The 21,236-nt window shown below is 58.9% G+C and carries 26 protein-coding genes and 1 pseudogene; 24 read left to right on the top strand and 3 right to left on the bottom strand.

Features of this window, described 5'->3' with window-relative positions:
* The first annotated feature begins 123 nt into the window (after window positions 1–123).
* The 19 genes from DENOEST_RS08905 to DENOEST_RS08815 all read left to right on the top strand — a co-directional run bounded on the left by DENOEST_RS08905 (window position 124) and on the right by DENOEST_RS08815 (window position 17,056).
* Window positions 124–1,404, top strand: a complete 1,281-nt coding sequence (locus DENOEST_RS08905; protein ID WP_145769047.1) for a TolC family protein — start codon at window positions 124–126, stop codon at window positions 1,402–1,404.
* Window positions 1,401–3,047 (top strand): efflux RND transporter periplasmic adaptor subunit, encoded by a 1,647-nt coding sequence (locus DENOEST_RS08900; RefSeq protein WP_145769046.1) that lies wholly within the window; start codon window positions 1,401–1,403, stop codon window positions 3,045–3,047. Before DENOEST_RS08905 ends, DENOEST_RS08900 begins: the two co-directional genes overlap by 4 nt.
* Before the next feature lie 24 nt (window positions 3,048–3,071).
* Complete coding sequence (locus tag DENOEST_RS08895; protein WP_145769045.1) at window positions 3,072–6,230, top strand: efflux RND transporter permease subunit; 3,159 nt, start codon at window positions 3,072–3,074, stop codon at window positions 6,228–6,230.
* A gap of 20 nt (window positions 6,231–6,250) precedes the next feature.
* Complete coding sequence (locus DENOEST_RS08890; RefSeq protein WP_145769044.1) at window positions 6,251–6,670, top strand: hypothetical protein; 420 nt, start codon at window positions 6,251–6,253, stop codon at window positions 6,668–6,670.
* A 209-nt stretch (window positions 6,671–6,879) separates the two neighbouring features.
* Entirely contained in the window at window positions 6,880–7,266 is a 387-nt protein-coding gene (locus DENOEST_RS08885; protein ID WP_145769043.1) for a c-type cytochrome, read from the top strand.
* 8 nt (window positions 7,267–7,274) lie between these two features.
* Entirely contained in the window at window positions 7,275–9,605 is a 2,331-nt protein-coding gene (locus tag DENOEST_RS08880; protein ID WP_145769042.1) for a heavy metal translocating P-type ATPase, read from the top strand.
* A 124-nt stretch (window positions 9,606–9,729) separates the two neighbouring features.
* Window positions 9,730–10,020, top strand: a complete 291-nt coding sequence (locus tag DENOEST_RS08875; RefSeq protein ID WP_145769041.1) for a hypothetical protein — start codon at window positions 9,730–9,732, stop codon at window positions 10,018–10,020.
* A gap of 17 nt (window positions 10,021–10,037) precedes the next feature.
* Window positions 10,038–10,373 (top strand): hypothetical protein, encoded by a 336-nt coding sequence (locus DENOEST_RS08870; protein WP_145769040.1) that lies wholly within the window; start codon window positions 10,038–10,040, stop codon window positions 10,371–10,373.
* An 18-nt stretch (window positions 10,374–10,391) separates the two neighbouring features.
* Window positions 10,392–10,652, top strand: coding sequence for a DUF2933 domain-containing protein (locus DENOEST_RS08865; protein WP_145769039.1), 261 nt, complete (start codon window positions 10,392–10,394; stop codon window positions 10,650–10,652).
* A complete protein-coding gene (locus DENOEST_RS08860; protein WP_145769038.1) occupies window positions 10,649–11,305 on the top strand; it encodes a methyltransferase family protein in 657 nt (218 codons plus the stop codon). The genes DENOEST_RS08865 and DENOEST_RS08860 overlap by 4 nt, the downstream gene beginning before the upstream one ends.
* 188 nt (window positions 11,306–11,493) lie before the next feature.
* Window positions 11,494–12,768 (top strand): type II restriction endonuclease, encoded by a 1,275-nt coding sequence (locus tag DENOEST_RS08855; protein WP_145769037.1) that lies wholly within the window; start codon window positions 11,494–11,496, stop codon window positions 12,766–12,768.
* A gap of 197 nt (window positions 12,769–12,965) precedes the next feature.
* Entirely contained in the window at window positions 12,966–13,250 is a 285-nt protein-coding gene (locus DENOEST_RS08850) for a hypothetical protein (protein WP_145769036.1), read from the top strand.
* A gap of 5 nt (window positions 13,251–13,255) precedes the next feature.
* On the top strand, window positions 13,256–13,516 hold the full coding sequence (locus DENOEST_RS08845) for a hypothetical protein (RefSeq protein ID WP_232096480.1): 261 nt from the start codon (window positions 13,256–13,258) through the stop codon (window positions 13,514–13,516).
* Window positions 13,517–13,747, top strand: a complete 231-nt coding sequence (locus DENOEST_RS08840; protein WP_145769035.1) for a DUF2934 domain-containing protein — start codon at window positions 13,517–13,519, stop codon at window positions 13,745–13,747.
* A gap of 3 nt (window positions 13,748–13,750) precedes the next feature.
* Window positions 13,751–13,999 carry a Lar family restriction alleviation protein gene (locus tag DENOEST_RS20640; RefSeq protein ID WP_145769034.1) on the top strand — a complete coding sequence of 83 codons (249 nt, stop codon included), beginning with the start codon at window positions 13,751–13,753 and terminating at the stop codon, window positions 13,997–13,999.
* A gap of 84 nt (window positions 14,000–14,083) precedes the next feature.
* The gene (locus tag DENOEST_RS08830; protein WP_145769033.1) at window positions 14,084–14,347 is read left to right on the top strand and encodes a hypothetical protein; all 264 of its coding nucleotides are present in this window, start codon (window positions 14,084–14,086) and stop codon (window positions 14,345–14,347) included.
* A gap of 45 nt (window positions 14,348–14,392) precedes the next feature.
* A complete protein-coding gene (locus tag DENOEST_RS08825; protein ID WP_145769032.1) occupies window positions 14,393–14,635 on the top strand; it encodes a hypothetical protein in 243 nt (80 codons plus the stop codon).
* 416 nt (window positions 14,636–15,051) lie between these two features.
* The gene (gene flgB / locus DENOEST_RS08820; protein WP_145769031.1) at window positions 15,052–15,738 is read left to right on the top strand and encodes a flagellar basal body rod protein FlgB; all 687 of its coding nucleotides are present in this window, start codon (window positions 15,052–15,054) and stop codon (window positions 15,736–15,738) included.
* 1 nt (window position 15,739) lies between these two features.
* The gene (locus DENOEST_RS08815) at window positions 15,740–17,056 is read left to right on the top strand and encodes an HD-GYP domain-containing protein (protein WP_145769030.1); all 1,317 of its coding nucleotides are present in this window, start codon (window positions 15,740–15,742) and stop codon (window positions 17,054–17,056) included.
* Here DENOEST_RS08815 and copK read toward each other — a convergent pair whose 3' ends face one another.
* The 3 genes from copK to DENOEST_RS08800 all read right to left on the bottom strand — a co-directional run bounded on the left by copK (window position 17,057) and on the right by DENOEST_RS08800 (window position 18,687).
* Entirely contained in the window at window positions 17,057–17,341 is a 285-nt protein-coding gene (gene copK, locus DENOEST_RS08810) for a periplasmic Cu(I)/Cu(II)-binding protein CopK (RefSeq protein ID WP_145769029.1), read from the bottom strand.
* A 131-nt stretch (window positions 17,342–17,472) separates the two neighbouring features.
* A complete protein-coding gene (locus DENOEST_RS08805; RefSeq protein ID WP_145769028.1) occupies window positions 17,473–17,865 on the bottom strand; it encodes a CzcE family metal-binding protein in 393 nt (130 codons plus the stop codon).
* A 165-nt stretch (window positions 17,866–18,030) separates the two neighbouring features.
* Window positions 18,031–18,687, bottom strand: a complete 657-nt coding sequence (locus DENOEST_RS08800; RefSeq protein ID WP_145769027.1) for a hypothetical protein — start codon at window positions 18,685–18,687, stop codon at window positions 18,031–18,033.
* 265 nt (window positions 18,688–18,952) lie between these two features.
* Between DENOEST_RS08800 and ssb the strand changes: the two genes are divergently transcribed.
* The 5 genes and pseudogenes from ssb to DENOEST_RS20635 all read left to right on the top strand — a co-directional run bounded on the left by ssb (window position 18,953) and on the right by DENOEST_RS20635 (window position 21,225).
* Window positions 18,953–19,405 (top strand): single-stranded DNA-binding protein, encoded by a 453-nt coding sequence (ssb, locus tag DENOEST_RS08795; RefSeq protein ID WP_145769026.1) that lies wholly within the window; start codon window positions 18,953–18,955, stop codon window positions 19,403–19,405.
* Window positions 19,406–19,484: 79 nt separating this feature from the next.
* A complete protein-coding gene (locus DENOEST_RS08790; protein WP_145769025.1) occupies window positions 19,485–19,757 on the top strand; it encodes a hypothetical protein in 273 nt (90 codons plus the stop codon).
* A 284-nt stretch (window positions 19,758–20,041) separates the two neighbouring features.
* Window positions 20,042–20,203, top strand: coding sequence for a hypothetical protein (locus DENOEST_RS08785; protein ID WP_170228062.1), 162 nt, complete (start codon window positions 20,042–20,044; stop codon window positions 20,201–20,203).
* 199 nt (window positions 20,204–20,402) lie between these two features.
* Window positions 20,403–20,954 (top strand): annotated as a pseudogene (locus DENOEST_RS08780) (PD-(D/E)XK nuclease-like domain-containing protein); the annotation flags it as partial.
* Window positions 20,869–21,225, top strand: a complete 357-nt coding sequence (locus DENOEST_RS20635) for a PD-(D/E)XK nuclease-like domain-containing protein (protein ID WP_408640033.1) — start codon at window positions 20,869–20,871, stop codon at window positions 21,223–21,225. The pseudogene DENOEST_RS08780 and the gene DENOEST_RS20635, both read left to right, overlap by 86 nt.
* Window positions 21,226–21,236: the final 11 nt, after the last annotated feature.

Genomic DNA, 21,236 nt, shown 5'->3' with positions numbered 1-21,236 from the left:
ACAATGGGTATCACCGGGCGGGCAAGAAAATGATGTCGTGTAATGCTGCACTGGTTTTTGTGGCATACCATTTTGATTGAAGCAAAGACATAACGAACTATCCGATTTTCTAGGGGAGGTTGTATGCGAAGCGTGACTGCCACGCAGGCATTGGCGATGCTGTTGGCTCTGGCGATGATGGGTTCAGCTATCGCGCAGGAAACGCTGCCGGGACGAACGGTCGAGAGCCTGCTCGACTACGCGAAGTCGAGCAATCCGGAGTATGCGTCAATGCGTCTGGAGGCCGAAGCGGCCAGTGAGCGGGTTTACCCGGCCGGTGCGCTGCCCGATCCGGTGCTGCGCACCGAATTGCAGAACGTGACCAACTTCGGCGCCGAATCCGGCACCAGTTTCAATCTGCTGCCAAGCCGTGTCGGCAGCACCAAATACACGGTGATGCAATCGCTACCGTTCTGGGGCAAGCGCGATCTCAAGCGCGAAGCGGCCGAAGCCGAGGCTCAGGCGGCGCAAGGCAAGGCCGGTCTGACCTGGACCGAACAGGCGGCGCGCATCAAGACGGCATATGCGCAGTATTTCGCCGTCGCGCGATTGATCCGCCTCAATCAGGAGGTCATCGACCTGATCGACCGCATGGAACGCATCAGTCAGGCACGCTATGCCGGCGGCCTGGCGCCGCAGCAGGATGCGATCCGTGCCCAGGTCGAACGTACCTCCATGCGCAATGAACTGATCCAGATGGAGACGGAACACCATCACGCGCGCGCCCGCCTCAATGCGCTACTGGCACGTCCCGCCCAGTCGTCGCTGGCCGATCCCGAACAACTGCGGCCGGTGCCGATTCCAGCCAAACTCGATTATACAACGCTCGAAGACCGGCTACGCGGCAGGAATCCGCAGTTGTTTACCGATGACGCCAAGATTCGCGCGGCGGAAAAAAACCGTGATCTCACCTATCGCAATCGCTACCCGGATTTCACCGTTGGCGTGTCGCCGATCCAGACCCGCAGCCGGGTCAATGAATGGGAACTGATGTTCGAACTGAACATTCCGCTGCAACAAGAGAGCCGGCGCAGCCAGGAGCGCGAAGCCGAGAAGATGCTCGATGCGGCCAAGGCGCGCAAGGACGCCACGGCCAACCAGTTGCTTGCCGACCTTTCGGAAAACCTCTCCGGCATCGATGCTGCGCGCCGCATGGAGCAGTTGGCCCAGACGAGTCTTCTGCCGCAGGCGGAACTGACCTTCAAGGCCGCGCTGGCCGGCTACGAGACCGGCAAGGTGGACTTCGCCACGCTGCTCGATGCGCAGCGGCAGATCCGCAAGGCCAAACAGGATGTCATCAAGGCACAGGCCGAACAGCAAGGACGCCTGGCGGATATCGAACGATTGATCGGAGAAGAACTATGAGGCAGGGATCGGGAGTGGTGCTGGCGGCGGTCGTGGCGGTCGTGGCGGCGGGGGGGGGCTATTGGATGGGTACGCGCAAGGGCGGCGACCACGGTGCGGCGGCTACGTCGGCGCAATCGGCGGCGGCACCTACCGGCGAAAGCAAGGCACGCAAGCTGCTCTACTACCGCAATCCAATGGGACTGCTCGATACCTCGCCGACACCCAAGAAGGACCCCATGGGGATGGATTATGTCCCGGTCTATGAAGGCGAACCGGACAATGAACCTGCCGCCGCCAACCAGATCAAGATCAGCACCGACAAGGTGCAGAAGCTCGGCGTCAGGAGCGAAACCGCAAAACTGCGCGTCCTCGACCGCGTCGTCCGCGCCGCCGGCCGCATCGAGCCGGACGAGCGGCGCATCTACGCCATCACGCCCAAGTTCGAAGGCTACGTCGAGCGTCTGCATGTAAACGTCACTGGACAGCCGGTCGGCAAAGGCCAGCCTCTGTTCGAAGTCTACAGTCCGGAACTGGTGTCCGCCCAGCGCGAATACGCGATTGCCGCGCAAGGCATCGATTCGCTGAAGGAAGCTGGAGGCGAGGCGCAGCGCGGCATGCGCCAGTTAGCCGAGTCCAGCCTGATGCGCCTGAAAAACTGGGACATCTCCGAAGAACAGCTCAAGGCGCTGGCCAAGTCCGGTGAGACCAAACGCACGCTGACTTTTCGCTCGCCGGTCGCCGGCGTCGTTACGGAGAAGAAGGCGCTGCAAGGTATGCGTTTCATGCCAGGCGAGGCGCTCTACCAGGTTGCCGACCTCTCGGCCGTCTGGGTGGTGGCCGACGTGTTCGAGCAGGATATCGGCCTGGTCAAGTCTGGCGCCAAGGCGACGGTGCGCATCAACGCCTATCCGGACAAAGCCTTCACGGGGGCCATTACCTACGTCTATCCGACGCTGAATGCCGAGACGCGTACTGTCCCAGTTCGTGTCGAGGTAGCCAATGTCGGCCAACTTCTCAAGCCGGGTATGTTCGCTCAGGTCGAATTGCCAGTGGCTGCCAAGGGCTCAGTGGTGACGATACCCACCTCAGCTGTCATCGATAGCGGGACCCGCCGCATCGTCCTGATCCAGGCCGGAGAAGGTCGGTTTGAACCGCGCGAGGTCAAGCTTGGTACCCGCAGCGATACCTATGTGGAGGTCATCGATGGAGTCAAGGACGGCGAGCCGGTGGTGGTGGCAGCCAATTTCCTGATCGATGCCGAAAGCAACCTCAAGGCGGCGGTTGGTGGCTTTGGTCATGCTTCCCACGGCGGCGGGGCTGCGGCGCCGGGACAAGCAGCACCAGCAGCACCGGCCGCCGCTGTCGGTTCTGAGCGTCGCGAGGGCGCCAAATCAGCCAGCGCCGATCATCGCACCGAGGGGAAACTCGACGCCATTGATCTCAAGGCCGGGACCGTCACCATTACCCATGGCCCGGTTGCCACACTCAAATGGCCCGGCATGACGATGGACTTCACGCTGGCCAATTCCGGCCTGATCGGTAATCTCAAGCCGGGGGCAAGCATCGAATTCACCTTCATCGAACGCAAGCCCGGCGAGTGGGTCATCGTCAAACTGGCGGGAACCGGCGCGGCGCGTCCGGCGGCCCATGCCGGTCACTGATCCGCCACGGAAACGGAAAACGCTATGCTAGCCAATATCATCGACTGGTCGGGCCGGAACCGCTTCCTGGTTCTTCTCGCCACGCTGTTCATCATCCTCTGGGGCGTTTTCGCCGTGCTGCGGACGCCGATTGACGCGCTGCCGGATCTTTCCGACGTGCAGGTCATCGTCTATACCGAGTACCCCGGCCAGGCGCCGAAGGTGGTCGAGGATCAGGTGACCTATCCCTTGACCACCGCCATGCTGTCGGTGCCGAAATCCAAGGTGGTGCGAGGCTTCTCCTTCTTCGGTGCGTCCTTCGTCTACATCATTTTCGAGGACGGTACCGATATCTACTGGGCACGCTCGCGTGTGCTCGAATATCTTAATTTTGCGTCAAGCCGCATGCCCAAGGGCGTCACGCCGTCGCTCGGGCCGGATGCCACCGGGGTTGGCTGGGTCTATCAGTACGCGCTGCTGGCCAAGGACAAGACGCTGGCCGAGTTACGTACCATTCAGGACTGGTATGTGCGCTACCAACTGACTAAGGCGCACGGCGTTGCCGAAGTCGCCTCGATAGGTGGTTTCGTCCAGACCTATCAGGTCACGGTCGATCCTGTGAAGTTGCGCGCTTACGGCATCCCGCTAATGAAGGTCGCTCAGGTGATCCGCGACTCCAATCGCGACGTCGGTGGCCGGGTTGTGGAGATGGCCGAGACCGAATACATGGTGCGCGGCGAGGGCTATCTCACAGGCCGTGGCGATATCGAGATGCTGGTCGTCAAGAGCGACAAGGGCACGCCAGTGCTGATCCGTGACATCGCCCGCGTCGAACTGGCGCCGGACGAGCGGCGCGGCCTGACCGAACTCAATGGCGAGGGTGAAGTGGTGTCTGGCATCGCCATGGCCCGCTATGGTCAGAATGCGCTGGAAGTCATCCATAACCTGAAAGCCAAGATCGCCGAAATCGGTCCAGGCCTGCCCGAGGGGGTGACGGTGCAGACCGTCTACGACCGCTCGGAGCTGATCCACCGCGCCATCGACACCCTCAAGCGAACGCTGCTTGAGGAGTCGATCATCGTCGCTTTGGTCTGCATCGTCTTCCTGCTGCATGTGCGCAGCGCCCTGGTCGCCATCCTGATGCTGCCGGTCGGCGTGCTGATCGCCTTCATCGCCATGCGCTCGCTGGGCATGAACTCCAACCTGATGAGCCTGGGCGGTATCGCCATCGCCATTGGCGCCATGATTGACGCCGCCATCGTCATGATCGAAAACGCACACAAGCATCTGGAGCGTTTGCCCGAAGGACATTCGACCAGCGATCGCGCCGATGCGATGCTCGCAGCATGTAAGGAGGTCGGACCTGCACTGTTTTTCTCGCTGCTCATCATCACCGTTTCCTTCCTGCCGGTCTTCAGCCTTGAAGGGCAGGAGGGGCGATTGTTCTCGCCGTTGGCCTACACCAAGACCTTCTCCATGGCCGGCGCCGCCCTGCTGTCGATCACCCTGGTGCCGGTGCTGATGATGCTGTTCATTCGCGGCAAGATCATGCCGGAAGCGAAGAACCCGGTGAACCGCTTCCTGATATGGGTCTATCGACCGATCATTGCCGGGGTGATGCGCTGGAAGAAGATGACCATCGCGCTGGCGCTGCTCGCCCTTGGCGTCTCGATCTATCCGGCCGCAAAGCTCGGTTCCGAGTTCATGCCGACGCTGAATGAGGGAACCCTGCTCTACATGCCAGCGTCCCTGCCGGGCATGTCGATCACCAAGGCAGCGGAGCTCATGCAGACGCAGAACAAGATCATCAAGAGCTTTCCCGAGGTGAGCTCGGTCTACGGCAAGGCCGGTCGCGCCAACACGGCGACCGACCCGGCACCAACCGAAATGTTCGAGACGGTGATCAACCTCAAGCCGGAATCCGAATGGCGCCCCGGCATGACCACCGACAAACTGATTGCCGAACTCGACAAGGCCCTGCAATTCCCCGGCGTGGCCAACGCCTGGACCATGCCGATCAAGGCGCGCATCGACATGCTCTCCACCGGTATTCGCACCCCGATCGGCATCAAGGTTTTCGGCAAGGACCTCGGTGAAATGGAGAAGCTGGCCAAGCAGATCGAAGCTGCCGTGAAAGCCGTTCCCGGCACCACCAGCGCCTTTGCCGAGCGCATTACCGGGGGCTTCTATATCAACATCAAACCGGACCGCGAGCAGCTGGCGCGCTATGGTCTGGCGATTGGCGACTTGCAGGATGTGATCGGTACCGCCCTGGGCGGTGAAATGGTGACCACCACGGTCGAGGGACGGGAGCGGTTCGGCGTCACCGTTCGGTATCCGCGCGAACTGCGCTCCGATCCGGAGCAGATCGCCCGCGAGGTACTGGTGCCGACAATGGCGGGGGCAATGATCCCCTTGGGGCAGCTGGCGAAAGTGGAGGTGGCCAAGGGGGCGCCGTCGATTCGTACCGAGAATGCGCTACTTTCAGCTTACATCTACGTCGACATCCGCGACCGGGACATCGGCGGCTATGTCGCCGACGCAAAGAAGGCCGTGGCGGAAAACGTCAAGTTCCCGCCCGGCTATTACGTCACGTGGAGCGGCCAGTTCGAGTACATGGAGCGGGCCATTGAAAAAATGAAGGTCGTGATCCCGGTGACTCTGTTGTCGATCTTCCTGCTGCTCTACCTCAATTTCAAGCGCCTGACCGAGACCTTCATCGTCATGCTTTCGGTGCCCTTCGCGCTGGTCGGCGGAGTCTGGTTGATGTGGCTGCTCAACTACAACCTGTCGGTGGCGGTGGCGGTCGGCTTCATCGCGCTGGCCGGAGTGGCAGCTGAGACGGGGGTCGTCATGCTGATCTACCTCGATCATGCATGGGAAGCGGTGAAGAAAAAGTCAGCGCTGGCGGGACGGCAACCGGGCGCTGAAGACCTGTATGCAGCCGTGATGGAGGGCGCCGTCGAGCGCGTTCGACCGAAGATGATGACCGTCGTGGCGATCATGGCCGGCCTGTTGCCCATCATGTGGGGCACCGGAACCGGCTCGGAAGTCATGAGCCGCATCGCCGCACCGATGGTCGGCGGCATGATTTCGTCGACGGTACTGACGCTGGCGGTGATTCCGGCGATCTATGCGCTGGTCAAGGAATGGCGCTTGAAGCGCGGAAGCGAAGGGGTACCAATTGTCGGAGCTGATCGATAAGAAATCATGAAGGAGACATCATGTTCAAGACAGGTTTGATTGTTGCCGGTGCCGCCGTTATCGCCGGCTGTGCTCCTCATTTGCACCAGTTGCGGGCCGACTCTTCGCCGGCATTGGTCCGCGGTGAGTTCATCCACGAGAATCCCCGCCGCCTTACCCTGACAATCGGCGATCGGTGTTATATCGCAGAGGGCTTCAAAATTCACCGCCACACCAATCTGGCTGAGCTGCAACGTCGCTACAGGAACACTAATCCCAAGCACTGGGATCGTATTTTCGCAGGACTCGACAGGAGCCACGAGACGTATTCAGCCGAGCCGGTTCCGAAGTCGGCGGACGGCGCCGAACTGACCTGCCAGTTGGCCTGGGGCGCCGGCAAGACGCCGCAAGGCGCTTGCCAGGACAAGGCGGGGGTGGAATATCAAGTTCATTTCGATTGAGATGGTTGAAACTCTTTTTCAACGCAAGGGAGATTGTGATGTCAAGAAAAGTTCTAGCAGCGATAGCTGTTGTAGTTGCGGCATTGCTTGGCGGCTGTGCCGGTAGCGGTTATTACGGGAGCGGATCGGGCGGTGGGACAAGTTCCGGCCACTCCCACTGATTTGTTATGCCACTGGCGATCAATCGGGCGCGTCCTTCCGCATCCCATATGCGCAAAACCGTTCGCCAAAAGCTCGTGGCAGGGGTGCTCGTTGTGGCGGGCATCACAGCATATGCCCAAGGCTGGCAGATACCCAAACCCAGCCCTGGCCTGATACCCAATTCCGCTGTCGGGAAAGCCCTGTATGCGAAAAATTGCGCCTCGTGCCATGGCATCGCGCTGAATGGTTCAGACAAGGGGCCACCGCTCCTGCACCGCATCTATGAGCCGTCGCACCACGCCGACATTGCATTTCAGCTTGCCGCCAAGAATGGCGTGCGTGCCCATCACTGGCAGTTTGGTGACATGGCACCCGTGCCGCAGGTGACACCGGATGATGTGGCACACATTACGGCTTATGTCCGCGCCGCACAGAAGAAGGTCGGAATCCAATAGGAGTATTCATGGCACACGAGATTTCTGAGCATCACCACGCACAAGAGGTGCCATCACCGGAAACGTCCCCGGATTCGCAGATCGATCCGGTTTGCGGCATGACGGTCAAGCCCGAGTCTCCTCATGCATCCCACTACCAGGGGATGCACTACCGGTTTTGCAGCGCCAAGTGCAAAATCAAGTTCGATGCCGAGCCCGCTCGCTATCTGGCTCCGTCGCCGGCACCGGCTCCAGTGGCCGGCGCCGAGTACGTCTGTCCGATGCATCCGGAAGTGCGCCAACCCGGGCCTGGCACCTGTCCCAAATGCGGCATGGCGCTGGAACCGGTTTTGCCATTGCTGGAAGATGACGAGGAAAACGCCGAATACCGGGATTTTCGTCGTCGCTTCTGGTACAGCCTGCCGCTGACGGTCTTCGTCGTTGCACTGGCGATGCTGGGACACCAGTTAACGTCGGTATCGCCGGCCCAGCGAACCTGGCTGGAACTGCTGCTCAGCACGCCGATCGTACTCTGGGCTGGCTGGCCATTTTTCGTGCGCGGCTGGCAATCCGTCGTCTTGCGCAGCCCCAACATGTGGACCTTGATCGGCCTCGGCACCGGGGCTGCCTTCGCCTACAGCGTGGTTGCCACCTTTGCCCCTGGCCTGTTTCCGGACTCGTTCCAGGCTCACGGCCGCATTGGCGTCTATTACGAGGCCGCCGCCGTCATCATTTCCCTCACGCTGCTCGGGCAGATGCTGGAGCTGCGAGCCCGCTCCCAGACCTCGGCGGCGATCAAGTCCCTGTTGGGCCTGGCGCCGAAGACGGCGCGCCGGATCAGGGCGGACGGCAGCGAGGAAGACGTGCCCCTGAATCATGTCCATGTCGGCGATCTGTTGAGGGTCCGGCCCGGCGAGAAAGTGCCGGTGGATGGCGAAGTCACCGAGGGTGGTAGCGCGGTCGATGAGTCAATGCTGACCGGCGAACCGCTACCAGTGACCAAGCGCACGGGCGACAAGGTTATTGGCGCGACGCTCAACACCTCGGGCAGCTTGGTGATCCGCTCCGAAAAAGTCGGCTCCCAAACCGTGCTGGCTCAGATCATCCAGATGGTGGCTCAGGCCCAGCGCTCGAAGGCTCCCATGCAGCGGTTGGCTGACGTGGTCGCGGGTTATTTCGTGGTTGGCGTCGTGTTGATCGCCCTGTTGAGTTTCTTCGCCTGGGGTTTGTTCGGCGGGGAGCGGGGTTGGGTCTTCGGGCTGATCAACAGTGTCTCGGTGCTGATCATCGCCTGTCCCTGCGCCCTGGGCCTGGCCACGCCGATGTCGATCATGGTGGCGACCGGCAAGGCGGCCACCCAAGGCATCCTGTTCCGCGACGCGGCGGCCATCGAGCGCTTGCGCGAAGTGGATACGTTGATCGTCGACAAGACGGGCACCCTGACGGAAGGGAAACCCAGTTTTGAGCGAGCCGTGGCCGTTCAGGCTGGGCAGGAGGAGGAAATCCTGCGCCTGGCCGCCAGTCTCGACCAAGGCAGCGAGCACCCCTTGGCCGACGCCATCGTGCAGGCGGCGCGGGCGAAGGGACTGCTGCTGGACAAAGCCGACCAGTTCGAATCGTCGAGCGGCATCGGCGTGCGCGGTATCGTCGCTGGACGGCGCGTAGTGCTCGGCAATACAGTGCTGATGACTCAGGAAGGCATCGATGTCGCGGAACTTGGAATCGCTGCCGAAGCCCTGCGCCAGGAAGGTGCCAGCGTCATGTACTTGGCGGCCGATGGCCGGCTGCGGGGATTGCTGGCCGTCTCCGATCCGGTCAAGCAGAGTACCCCCGACGCCCTGGCTGCTTTGCGCCAGGCTGGCATGCGGGTCATCATGGCTACCGGCGATGGTGTCACCACCGCACTGGCAGTCGGCAAGCGACTGGGCATCGACGAGGTGCATGGTGAAGTCAAGCCGGCGGACAAACTGGCACTGGTCGAGTGCCTGCAGCGGGAAGGACGGGTTGTAGCAATGGCGGGGGATGGCATCAACGATGCCCCGGCCCTGGCCAAGGCCGATGTCGGCATCGCCATGGGGACGGGAACGGATGTCGCCATGAACAGCGCGCAGGTCACCCTGGTCAAGGGCGATTTGCGGGGCATCGCCCGGGCACGCGAGTTGTCGATGGCCACTGTGGCGAATATGCGGCAGAACCTGATGTTCGCTTTCCTCTATAACGCCCTCGGCGTACCCATCGCCGCCGGCATCCTGTACCCGGTCTTCGGGCTGGTGCTATCGCCGATCATTGCGGCGGCGGCCATGAGCCTGTCGTCTGTCAGCGTCGTAGGCAATGCCTTGCGTCTGCGCCAAGTCTCTTAAAGGGCTACATCCGACATGCTTACAAAAATGTAATCGCGCAGTCATTTCCGCGACAGCAAGATGGGCGCAAGTTATGCCTTGTCTCACCGATTCATCCCTTTCTACTGACTATTGGAACCTGATCATGAAACTGCACAATCTCTTTGCCGGCCTGCTGCTTGCTACTTCTGCCTCCCTGTCCGCTGGCGCACTCGCGGCCGATGGCGACAAGCCTGCTGCCGACGCCCCTGGCGAGAAGGCCACCATGCCCGCCAAGAAAAAAATGAAGCCCCACTCCCACATGGAAGAAAAGGGTGGGATGGCGCCGGCATCCACGAGTGCGGATGCCGACAAGAAGACCGATACACCGACAAGCGACAAGCCGAGAGCCGATAAGGACAAGTCGAAACATCTTCATCCCCGGGATGGCAAGTAAGCCGAGGAGAGAATCGGATGCCCCCTGAAGCCGTGCCAATCCTGAAGCGGCATGGGTTGCGTCCTGCAGCGTCGGCGACTTTCAATGTCGACGAGGCCCGGATTAGGATTGCCAGGCTCCAGGGAGTCATTTCGTCGAGTTGGAATGGCATTGACTTGGCAGTCGAGTATGACCTGCGGCGGATAACCCTGGACCAAATTGAGAAAGTAACCGCTGGCGCGGGTCTGACGCTCAAGGGTGGATGGCATCGACTACAGCGCGATTGGTGGAAGTTCGGGGAAACCAACGAATTGTCGAACGCCACCCGCAGCGGTGATGGAGCTTGCTGCAATCGGCCGCCCGCACGGCGATGATGAACGCTTGGAGAAATCATGGTCAATGAACAACCGCGACAAGAACCGGCATCGGAGACAACGGATCACGATCATCGCCATGCCCGCAAGATGGCGTGGGGTTGGTGGGTCTTTGCCGCTATCGCGCTGTTTTACCTGCTGACCGAACATCGCGCCCACCTGTTTGGAGCGTTGCCCTATTTGCTCCTGCTGGCCTGTCCTTTGATGCACTTCTTCATGCACGGCAACCACGATCACCATGGTGGTGGAAACGACAAGGACACGGAGCGCAAACCATGACGCCCGAGAACTACGATTACGGCCTGTGGTCCCTGGTGCTGATCAACTCGGTCTTCTTCATTCTGTTCGCCGCCAGCTTCTTCAAGCCGCAGTCGAAACAGGACTGGCGAACGCTTGGCATGTTCTCGGCTTTCATCGTCGCGCTCTTCACCGAGATGTACGGCTTCCCGCTGACGATCTACCTGTTGTCCGGATGGCTGACTGAACGTTTCCCCGACATCAACTGGCTATCCCATGATGCGGGTCATCTACCGGAGATGATCTTCGGCTGGAAAGGCAATCCTCATTTCGGACCGTTCCACCTGCTCTCCAGCGCCTTCATCCTGGGCGGCTTTTGGCTGCTGTCCTCCGCCTGGCCGGTGCTGTACCGCGCACAGCGCGCCGGCAAGCTGGCCTGTAGCGGCCCATACCAGTGGGTCCGGCATCCTCAGTACGCTGCCTTCATTCTGGTCATGATCGGATTTCTATTCCAGTGGCCGACCTTGATTACTCTGATGCTGTTTCCCATTCTGGTAATCATCTACGTCCGACTGTCCAAGCGGGAAGAGCAGCAGGCCCGGGAGGCTTTCGGTGACGCCTACCAAGCCTATGCGCAGGCGACCCCGGGGTGGTGGCCCCTTTGGAGCGGCCTGCTGAATAGCCAACGCAACTAGCGATTCGTTGGCGGTCGGGCATGACAGACGACGGCGATTCCCGCCGATGTTCCGTAACTGAACAGGTTCAGCGCCGGGCAATGTGCATCGACCACTGCTTTGAGTCGGGCGAACTCATTCCCTGCGGCGATATACGGCATGAGGGGAATCACCGATAATCTTGCCAATTTCATACCGTTGCCATCACCATGACTGACTCCGTCGGTACGCTCATCACCCGTTGGAAGGACGATCCCCGCAGCACTTTTTCGACCTGGTTTTTGTGGTCGGAACGTCTCAAAAACTTTCGCTCCATCCGTCGTGGTATTGCCGAAGTCGTCCGGGATATCGAGGCCGGCACCTTTGGCAATGCCTATCGCGGTTCCTCGCTGGAAACGGTTGTGGCATCGATTGCCGAGCAGCGGCAAATCTTCAAGGGGGCAGACCACGCTTTCCTGTGGAAGCCAAAACTGCGGATTCCCGATATCTACGAGCATCCCGAGAACCAGAAAGCCTTCGCCCGCCTGCTGCATACCTGCAATTGCTGCGATACCGAGGAGGCCATCCTCCAGGCCATCAACCAGATTGACTCCCTCGCCATCAAGGGATTGGGGCCTGCGGTCGCAAATCTGCTGTATTTTATTCACCCGACCTTGGTCCTGCCGTTCAATACCGCCATCGTCAACGGATATAACGCACTGACCGGTGCCAAGGTGAAACTCGGTCGGTGGGATCACTATCTGGCGATGCGGCAGGGCGCTCTCGCTCTGAATGGCCGTTATCGACAGATGCTGTCCAATGATCTGGGTGCCTTGGCCGGCTTGCTGTTCGATGTCGGCAACAAGCGTTATCCCGTACCGCCGCTTGATGGCGACGAGGCTGCCGAACTGGCATGGCGGCAGGATTTGATGCGGGTCCGTGAAGAATCCGCTGCGCAATCCAAAGCGGCCACGTCCGCGTCGGCGGGTGATCAATCCCATACCCAGATTCAAGGGTGTCTTCGCGATATCGGATTGGCGATGGGGTTTGGGGTCTGGATTGCCGCCAACGACCGCAACCGTGCCCACGAGACGGGTGTCCTGGGCGATGGTTGCCTGACTGCGTTGCCGGATCATCTGTCCACTGTGTCGGGCGCCGAGTCGGTGAGAATGATCGACGTGATCTGGCTGGACAGGACGACTGGCAACGTCATCGCAGCCTTTGAGGTGGAGCACACGACATCCATTTATTCGGGCATCGTCCGCCTTCTGGATTTGGCCTATGGCAATGAACTTCGGACATGCGAAGCTTTGTTCCTGGTGGCACCGGATGGCCGCGAAAACGACGTCTTGCAACAGATTCGCCGACCGGCATTTTCCAAGATCGGGGAGCTGAATTTCCGGTATCTGCCCTATGGCGAGTTGCTCGGTCAACAAAAAGCCATTGTCCGCTTTGGCTCGGGACTGAAGCCGATATTTTCCATCTCAAAATCCCTGTCTCGGTAAGACGACCAGTTCCGAACCCTGCTCAGGGATTGACGCAGCCGTTTTCCTGACATTTCGATGACAAAGATGTAATCAGGCGGACATGCTCTCGTCAGCCCGTCAGTCCTAAGATCCCAAGAAATTCAGCTAGGTCTGCCGACTCGATGCGAGGGAGGCTGCCTGCGAATACTCTGGATTCATCTATAGGGAGCCCGCCCATGAGGCCCGCAATTGAGCAGCTACGAAACCACTATCAGTCCCAGCTTGATCTGATATTTCGCATCAGTCGCGCAGGGTTGGGATACTGCGAAGAAACCGTCGAAGCCAACACGGAGACGGCTCGTCAGCTATTGGCGATTCCGATCACGGAACCCCCGAATCAAGGGAATCTTGCCGAGGTGCTTGTCACTGGCGGAAAGATCGCTGTTGCCCACTGGACCGCCTCCGTCTCGCACGGAATCGATTTTCAGCGGCAGGTTTTTGCCAATTTGACGAACAAGTAAAAGTCATGGATACGCGCGCTTCCTCGATCGATAGGAAACACGCCTCGATCTGGCGTTCCGATTGCGGTCGGGCGATCGCCTGCATCGAGAAGATCAAGGTACTGAACGAGAACATCGACGAACTATCGCAGATAGCGCAGGATGCCTTTGACGATGGCATGTTGATGGGCTGCTCGGAGGCGCAACTCCGGCAGGCCTTCCATGAAGTGATAGACCGCCTGATCAACCCTTATTCGCAAGTCAACTTCGACCGCAAGGAGGCATAAATGGGCAAAAACAATTCCGCAGGGCAAACCAGGACTGGTGATCAGCCGCAGCAAGGGACCCAGGTAAGCGATGCTGCCGCCATTCCGCGCGAGCAGTTGATTTCCGAAGCCGCCTATTACAAAGCCGAACAGCGCGGGTTCCAGCCTGGAAGCGAGATGGCCGACTGGTTTGATGCCGAAGCCGACGTGGAACGCATGCTTGGAAATTCCTCGGGTACAGGCGGTTTGTAGCCGATGCCTGCATCTCACGGTCTCGTGGCAACAGCAGCGAAGACGGCCTTCGTGAGCAGTCCCGATGCCTGCCCGTTTTGTGGCAGTGCCCGATCCGCCTTGCAGGAAATCGATCTCGGCGGTTGGATGGTCGAATGCGTCGATTGCCATTCCACCGGTCCTGTGAAGGATTCGGCCACAGCTGCCGTGCAGGCGTGGAATTGTCGAATGGCAAAAGCTGACGCAAATGTAATCCGCGGGTCATGTTGTTGACGGCTACCCAGGAGCAGACTTTGTTTGTCCGATCTTTGCTGGACGCCATGAATTCACCCCGCATTAACCTTTGGAGAAATTGCCATGAAACTGAAATCCATTCTTGCAGCGAGTGTGTTGGCGGCACTAGCCGCTCTTTCCATCAACGCGCAAGCGGCCTCGGATACGAATACGGCGGTGGAAGCCAAGACGCCGCCGGCAGACATGCAAGGCGACAAGAACATGAAGCCGCACTCCCATATGGAAGAGAAGACCGGCGTAGCGTCAAAGGTGGCTTCGGCGGAAGCGAAAAAGCCAGATCCGACCAAGGACAAGAACAGGCACCTGCATCCCCGGGACGGCAAGTAAGTCCGGTATCGCGAGGCCCCGCTCCGGGGCCTCGGCATTTTTGCGATGAGCGAAACCAAACATGTTGATCACGGCAACCGGTGTTCGTGTCGTTTGCTCGCCGAGGCCGTTGGGTGCAGTCCCAAGACGGTTCGTTACGCCTACTGCCATGCAGTTCTGATGAAGCGCTGGATTGTCGAATGCAACCATGGATGTTGCGATGAGGCGGTAGTCGCCGGACGCGATGATAAATGGCATGACGTGGGACCGATGGATCCGGTCAAGACGATTCTGATCATGAACGAGTAAGGGCCAATCGTGCATTCCTCTCACGAAATCGGGTATCCATCGGCTGAACCATCACCCTCCAGTACAGGGAAGCTTTCGAACCATCTGTCTGGCGCCTCGCCGTCGGTTGCCGGGGAATCGTTTTCGCGTGCACTTGCGAGCGCGATTGCCCACAGCGCCAAAATGACAGGTAGTGCCGCGCAAGACACCAACACCCCTGGCACGGGATTGCAGCAGCGGCCCGTGGCGGCAATCGTCGCCGGAGCCCATGGGACTGGAGGCACGGCACCATTTCCCCTTGTAGTCAAGGCATCTGGACACGTTCAATGGCAAGGCCGAGCAGATATTTCGGCATTCTCGGCCGACGCGCAAGCCACGCATGGTGATCGATGGCATCATGAACTGAAGCCAATCGGGCCGATCGAGGTGACCTGAGCATGGCGCCGGTCGCGGGAGTCGGGGGTGCGCAGTCTATCGCGCCTGTATCCAATAGCGGTGGGCATGGGAATCATCCCGGCGATCAGTCGTCATCTGCCTCCGGGCAAACCTTTGCTTCCACGCTATCGCAAGCCATCGGCCAAGCGACGGGCGGCGGACATGCCGGTCATGGGGCCGGCCCAAGCACTCCCGCTCTTCCGCACGCCAACAGTTCGCATGCCACTGCCGGCAGCCAGAGCGGAAGCACTCATCCTCGGCATTTCACCATCGGTGAAAACCATCAAGGTGAAAAACACGGATTTCACGAAACGGCGCTCGGGGTACGCGCCTATCGACAAGAACTGATTGCTTCCAATATCGCCAACGCCGATACCCCCGGATACAAGGCGGTTGATATCGATTTCCAAGAGGCCTTACGGGTTGCACGATCCATCGCCAATACACCACCGCTTTCGCTCGCCACCACGGCCTCAGGGCATGTTCAAGGGCAGGCACAGGTCGGCCTTTCGCCGTATCCGCTCAAATATCACGTTCCAACGCAACCCAGTGCCGATGGCAACACCGTGGATATGAATGTGGAGCGTGCGAAATTTGCAGAGAATTCGGTAATGTGGGAATTTTCGCGTGACCGCGTCAGTGGGCACTTCAAGCACATGATGGAAATGCTCCAGAGCCTGAAGGATTGAAATGCCCATTGCACTGCCCGTAAGTCCTCGGGAACTCCGCTGGATGCTTGCCCGAAGGGTGGGAGCGGCCGCGGTTGTCATCGGTTTGGCTGCGGGCGGCGCGTCGTATCTGATCGAAAGTTATCGAGCGGAGCAAGCAGCGCTTGACTACGCTCTAGACAGCGCCCGACATTTCGAGTCGCCGGCCATGCAGTTAGCAATCAGTGCCGGCTCAACCACGGACCATGGTGAACTCAATCGCTTACTGGATCGCAACCGGTTTATCGGCGTTCGCATATTCGCCAATGACAAAAGGCAGATCTACGAGTCTTGGGAAGATGTCACGGGAGTTCTTATCGAGGCTGCGAAATCGAGGCAACATGAATGGCCTGGGCGAGGTCGAAGCCATACAAGCTGGATCGAGGCATCCGACGAACGGCTCATACAAGTTGTTCTCCCTTTATTTGGAACTGACGGCGAGCTTGCGGGATATCTGGAAGGCGTTAGCCGCCTCGATAGCAAGGCCCTGGAGTCGCAAAGAGCGCAGATTCGCAATGGTGCATTGACGGCGTCCTCATCTGTTTTGATTACCGCTCTCCTTCTCTATCCGCTATTGCTGGCCATGCTGCACCGATCAGTGGGGCTGTCGCGTCGCCTGCTGGACTCCAATCTATCTCTGATACAGTCCTTGGGGAACGCGATAGCCAAACGCGATTCCGATACCGATGCCCACAACTATCGGGTGACGTTCTATGCGGTTGCGCTTGCCGAAGCATTGGAACTGCCAAGACATGAAATCGCCGATCTGGTCGCGGGTGCCTTTCTTCACGATGTGGGGAAAATCGGCATTCCTGACAGCATTCTGCTCAAACCGGGAAAGCTGACTGATGATGAGTTCCGGATCATGAAGACCCACGCGCTTCTGGGCATCGAAATCGTGGCGGACAACCCGTGGCTGACCGGAGCGGCATGTACGATACGGCATCACCACGAACGATTTGATGGAACCGGGTATCCCGACGGACTGGTCGGTAATGCAATCCCACGCGTTGCCAGGATATTCGCCGTGGTCGACGTTTTCGATGCACTGACCTCGGAGCGTCCCTACAAGAAGCCGATGGGACTCGCCGAGGCGCTCACCATCATCGAAAACGATTCGGGGCGGCATTTTGATCCAGTCGTTGTGGCAAGTTTCAAACGGATTGCCGGAGACCTGTACCAGAAGATGATCCAAGCCGATGCGTACGATCTGCAACAGGGAATGCGAGGTATGCTCCAAAAATACTTCAACTTGGAAGTGGCTCCCGAAGAAGCCACTCCATTCCACATGGCGCGCTGATCAGCCTTCGTGCCCCTTCCGTAGCAACGAATCCAGGCGCATTACTTCATCGCCATGCATGATGATTTTTTGACCATCCTTGGTTTCCATGACGGTATCTTCCTTCATCCGAACAGCATGACCGTACTTATTTTCCATGGCCATCTTGCCATCCTTGAAAATGTAGACCGTCGAACCATCCTTGAGATCAATTACCTGCTTAGCTTCGGCACGGGCAGCATCACCTGCGAACGCGGAAGCGGCGGCAGAACTGATTGCAACGACCAGCAAAAATTTCTTCAGCATTTTTCATACTCCTCTGTGGAAACTTCATAAAACGCGGAATTCGTCATACACCGCAAAGTTTATTTTGCTCGCTCCATCCTAACCGGATGCTTACCTAATGATTACATCTATGTAACCATCCGGTAAGTCGATCAACCGCCGATGTAGGCCGGATTTTCTGCAACGTAGACCGTTACGCCGTCGGTTCCCGGAATGATCTTGGATAGCGGAAACGGCGCCGTTCCGCGCGTATCGAACATCCACGTGACCGTTTTCCCGCCGGCCTTGATTTGGACGGTTTCGAGGCGTGTGACATTCAGGTACTTGGTATCGGCGTCAACGCTCACCACACGCGCTGCGGTGCCGGTGGATTGATACCCGAAGGGGGCAAGCTGGTTGGCTGTCGGTTGGCTCTTTGATTCCGAAGCGTGCGAGAGCCAATGTAGGCTTCCGCCTTCGGAATAGTCCTCATGGGCCAATGCGGCTGTCGTGCCAATGGCGCTCAGGGAAGCGATCAGAGCGATTTTGGTAAGCGTGGTTTTCATGGTGTTCTCCTAGTGACATTGGGTTGATCGCGCCGGACATTTCTCGTCCGACCGTGATGCCATCTTAGGAGTCGCATACAAACAGGAAGATGACTCCGAAATTACCTTTTGGTCAGGTTGTTGTCTCCGAGAGGAGCGATGCAGCCTACACAGCGGAGAGAAGAATTACGAATCAACGATATCTCCGGTAATGCGGTGGTCATTTGTTGTCGTTGTGAACTCTCTGATTGTCACCGACTCTTTTTCCTCCGCTGCAAGTTCCACGGTTTCTTTCTTGCGCGCCGCCAGAATCGCGCGCGTGGCCAGGGTGCGAATTTGCCCGGCTACTCGAAGGATCCTGCGTTTCCATTGATAGGCCTCGATGGCGTAGTGCGTGTCGTCGATGAGGCAGGCAAGCCACAAGGTATCCATCGCGGCGATCAACTGATCGAATTCGCGGATGATGGCGAGGAATCGGATCGAGCGCGGCGAGGTGATCTGAATCTCGACATGACGGGCGTTGGTATAGCCGATCATCGTCTCGCAGCCATTGGCTTCGCTCATATCCTGCATGCGCTTGATCTCCTGGCGAATCTCCTCCAGCGTCTTATCGAGAAGGTCATCAACCATTGCTTCCACCGCCTGGGCCTGGTCTTCGGTACCGATGAAGCGCAAAACGACAGTCAGCGAGAACAGGCCGTTGGCACACATGTCGTAGCCACGTTCGAATATTTGCTGGGCATGCAAGGAATTCAGCATGGCCTTCTGAGTAATGAACGGTCGGCTATTGCTCAGCCTGACGGTGGGTATGTTGGTTGAAAGCTTGTACTGACGTGTGGCCATGACTGTCTCCCGGTTGAAATAGCCTCGGGAGAGTAGTCAGCGCATGCCGGTCACGGATTCCGAAATGCGCCATTTTTGGCTGCATTTCGATCACACACAGTGATGCACGATAGCCAGAATCTGTCCATCTCATGTCCTCCTTATGGAGGCCACGGTGAAGGTAGCTGGCCTTCCGAAATAAACAGCATTCACTAACCCCGGCGGGGATACCCCGTCAGGTAATGACGGCCTTCCTGCCAATTTCAACTTTTGTCAGGAGGTAGTCATGGCATCACTAAACAGAGTCACCCTCATCGGCAACTTGGGTGCCGCCCCTGAGGTTCGTTACACGCAGAACCGCGAAGCGATCGCAACGATTCGGATCGCAACGACGGAGACGTACAAGGACAAGTCGTCCGGTGAAAAGAAGGAAATCACCGAATGGCACCGTGTCGTTTTTTTTGGTCGCACGGCAGAGGTCGTCGGCGAGTACCTGAAAAAGGGCTCGCCCGTCTTCGTCGAAGGTCGCATCCAGACCCGCAAATGGCAGGACAAAGAGGGTCAGGATCGCTATGTCGTCGAAATTCTCGCCAGCGAGATGAAGATGCTCGGCACTCGTCCTGCGGATGACGATGCGCCCGACGCAGGCAAAGGCAAGCGTACCGGCAACGGTAAAGGCAAGCCTGCAGCCGCTTCGGGACCAGCATTCGAGGATGTACCCGACATCGAGCCGTTCTGAGTCGCACGTTTCTAGTTTCCCCACCGGGAGGTCTTCCTCCCTTGGGGGACAGGCCTCCATCACTTTTGGAGGTTTGTTCATGGAGCGCGTCATTCTCGTCCTGGCCATGCTGGCAGGACTGCATCTGATCCTTTCGTTTCTTCAGTTTGCGCTGGAAGCCATTCGTGGTTCTTTCCTGCGAGTTCCGCTCCAGGCCAAGGTCGAGGAGGTGGTGGCTGAAGTAGATGAATTACCCGCCGAGGAACCGGTAACGGATTGGCGGCAGTACGACGTACCGGCGTATCTGCGTCGGAACGGAATCGGCAACGATTCCGGCAACACGGCAAAGGCTTCCTTCGAAGTCATTGCCTGAAGTTTCAACCCCAGCGGGGGCATCGCCTCCGCTAGGGGAGGGGTGCCCCCTTTTTTACCTCAGGAGGCATCTCATGGAACTCGTTCTTCTCGCATGCTGCATTTCTGGCTGGATCATCAGCCGTCCGATCGTTCGCGCGCTCGGTCTGTAGTTCGCAGTATTGCCTGTGGGGGGCTTCCCCGCAGCACAAAGCGCTTTTCTCGAAGAGCCCTTTGTCCTGCGGGGATCGCTCCATATTGGATGCGGTTTTCGCCAGGGAATCTCAACAACCTCTGGAGAAAATCATGAAACTCAATCCCTATCTCGTTCGACTGTTCGACCCGCTGCCCATGGCCTTTGCCTGTGATCTCTATCAACGGCTGAGGGAAGGCAAGCGGGACATGGAAACCCGTGACATGTTGCTGAAGGCACTCGACATGGCGCGCAAAGCCGGAACCATCGAATGATCCCATCGCCCCGGACTTCCGGGGCTTTCCCGAGGGCGTTCGCCCCGAGCGTCCTGCGGAAAGCCAGATTTGATCGGACGGTTATCCGTTCGGTTGAAAAGCGGTAGCTGGCCGCGCGAAACAAACAGCATTTTCCAACCCAGCCGGGGACAACGCCCCGGTTCGGGTCGGTGCTTCCGGCATTCACTCTGGAGGCATCATGAAACTCAATCATCCCGGCCTGCTCGTCATGCCGGCCACGCAGTATCACGCGGAGAAAGCCATCGGCCATTCGGGTATCGTCAAGATGCTCAAAAGCCCGGCCCACCTGCGCGAGTATCTGGATCATCCGCATCAACCGACGCCCGCCATGGCATTCGGTACGGCAGTGCATACCTATGTACTGGAGCAGGATCGCTTTGCCGAGGAATTCGTGGTGGCGGAGAAATTCGACCGTCGCACGAAGGAAGGCAAGGAAGCCGCAGCACGCTTCGAGGAAGCCAATCAGGGCAAGATCGTGATTACTTCCGAGGAGATGTCCACGCTCACCCTGGTGCAGCGTGCCGTGTTTGCCCATCAAGGGGCGGCACAACTTCTGTCCGTTGGTGACGCCGAGCTCTCGGCGTTCTGGACGGATGCGGACACGGGCCTCAACTGCAAGTGTCGGCCGGACTGGTTCAACGGTGATGCCATCGTTGATCTCAAGACCTGCGTCGATGCCAGCAGTAGCGGCTTCTCCAAATCCATTGCGAACTTCGGCTACGACATCCAGACGGCGTACTACGTCGGCCGTGACTGGAATGGAACTTCCGTTCCTGTTTGTCGCTGTGGAGAAGGACGCGCCGCACGCGGTAGCTGTTTATCGCGCCGATCCCGATGTGATCGAGATCGGGCGCAAGAAATACCGGGCGGCACTTCAGCTCTTGAAGTGGTGCCAGGCATCGGGCAACTGGCCGGCGTACCAACCGGGTGGCGAGATTGAACTGATCTCCCTGCCACGCTGGGCTGCCAACACAGAAGCCTTCGAGCTGGACGCCGCCTAAACCGCGGCAAC

The organism is Denitratisoma oestradiolicum (assembly GCF_902813185.1).
In the GTDB taxonomy this organism is placed as follows: domain Bacteria; phylum Pseudomonadota; class Gammaproteobacteria; order Burkholderiales; family Rhodocyclaceae; genus Denitratisoma; species Denitratisoma oestradiolicum.
Note: the sequence above shows the minus strand (reverse complement) of the source record. Positions and strands in the feature narration are given on the sequence as shown.

Bases quoted from the DNA above. Each gene is read 5' to 3' on its own strand.
- DENOEST_RS08905 (WP_145769047.1), top strand. From the start codon at position 124: ATGCGAAGCGTGACTGCCACGCAGGCATTGGCGATGCTGTTGGCTCTG.
- DENOEST_RS08900 (WP_145769046.1), top strand. From the start codon at position 1,401: ATGAGGCAGGGATCGGGAGTGGTGCTGGCGGCGGTCGTGGCGGTCGTG.
- DENOEST_RS08895 (WP_145769045.1), top strand. From the start codon at position 3,072: ATGCTAGCCAATATCATCGACTGGTCGGGCCGGAACCGCTTCCTGGTT.
- DENOEST_RS08890 (WP_145769044.1), top strand. From the start codon at position 6,251: ATGTTCAAGACAGGTTTGATTGTTGCCGGTGCCGCCGTTATCGCCGGC.
- DENOEST_RS08885 (WP_145769043.1), top strand. From the start codon at position 6,880: ATGCGCAAAACCGTTCGCCAAAAGCTCGTGGCAGGGGTGCTCGTTGTG.
- DENOEST_RS08880 (WP_145769042.1), top strand. From the start codon at position 7,275: ATGGCACACGAGATTTCTGAGCATCACCACGCACAAGAGGTGCCATCA.
- DENOEST_RS08875 (WP_145769041.1), top strand. From the start codon at position 9,730: ATGAAACTGCACAATCTCTTTGCCGGCCTGCTGCTTGCTACTTCTGCC.
- DENOEST_RS08870 (WP_145769040.1), top strand. From the start codon at position 10,038: ATGCCCCCTGAAGCCGTGCCAATCCTGAAGCGGCATGGGTTGCGTCCT.
- DENOEST_RS08865 (WP_145769039.1), top strand. From the start codon at position 10,392: ATGGTCAATGAACAACCGCGACAAGAACCGGCATCGGAGACAACGGAT.
- DENOEST_RS08860 (WP_145769038.1), top strand. From the start codon at position 10,649: ATGACGCCCGAGAACTACGATTACGGCCTGTGGTCCCTGGTGCTGATC.
- DENOEST_RS08855 (WP_145769037.1), top strand. From the start codon at position 11,494: ATGACTGACTCCGTCGGTACGCTCATCACCCGTTGGAAGGACGATCCC.
- DENOEST_RS08850 (WP_145769036.1), top strand. From the start codon at position 12,966: ATGAGGCCCGCAATTGAGCAGCTACGAAACCACTATCAGTCCCAGCTT.
- DENOEST_RS08845 (WP_232096480.1), top strand. From the start codon at position 13,256: ATGGATACGCGCGCTTCCTCGATCGATAGGAAACACGCCTCGATCTGG.
- DENOEST_RS08840 (WP_145769035.1), top strand. From the start codon at position 13,517: ATGGGCAAAAACAATTCCGCAGGGCAAACCAGGACTGGTGATCAGCCG.
- DENOEST_RS20640 (WP_145769034.1), top strand. From the start codon at position 13,751: ATGCCTGCATCTCACGGTCTCGTGGCAACAGCAGCGAAGACGGCCTTC.
- DENOEST_RS08830 (WP_145769033.1), top strand. From the start codon at position 14,084: ATGAAACTGAAATCCATTCTTGCAGCGAGTGTGTTGGCGGCACTAGCC.
- DENOEST_RS08825 (WP_145769032.1), top strand. From the start codon at position 14,393: ATGAGCGAAACCAAACATGTTGATCACGGCAACCGGTGTTCGTGTCGT.
- flgB (WP_145769031.1), top strand. From the start codon at position 15,052: ATGGCGCCGGTCGCGGGAGTCGGGGGTGCGCAGTCTATCGCGCCTGTA.
- DENOEST_RS08815 (WP_145769030.1), top strand. From the start codon at position 15,740: ATGCCCATTGCACTGCCCGTAAGTCCTCGGGAACTCCGCTGGATGCTT.
- copK (WP_145769029.1), bottom strand. From the start codon at position 17,341: ATGCTGAAGAAATTTTTGCTGGTCGTTGCAATCAGTTCTGCCGCCGCT.
- DENOEST_RS08805 (WP_145769028.1), bottom strand. From the start codon at position 17,865: ATGAAAACCACGCTTACCAAAATCGCTCTGATCGCTTCCCTGAGCGCC.
- DENOEST_RS08800 (WP_145769027.1), bottom strand. From the start codon at position 18,687: ATGGCCACACGTCAGTACAAGCTTTCAACCAACATACCCACCGTCAGG.
- ssb (WP_145769026.1), top strand. From the start codon at position 18,953: ATGGCATCACTAAACAGAGTCACCCTCATCGGCAACTTGGGTGCCGCC.
- DENOEST_RS08790 (WP_145769025.1), top strand. From the start codon at position 19,485: ATGGAGCGCGTCATTCTCGTCCTGGCCATGCTGGCAGGACTGCATCTG.
- DENOEST_RS08785 (WP_170228062.1), top strand. From the start codon at position 20,042: ATGAAACTCAATCCCTATCTCGTTCGACTGTTCGACCCGCTGCCCATG.
- DENOEST_RS20635 (WP_408640033.1), top strand. From the start codon at position 20,869: ATGCCATCGTTGATCTCAAGACCTGCGTCGATGCCAGCAGTAGCGGCT.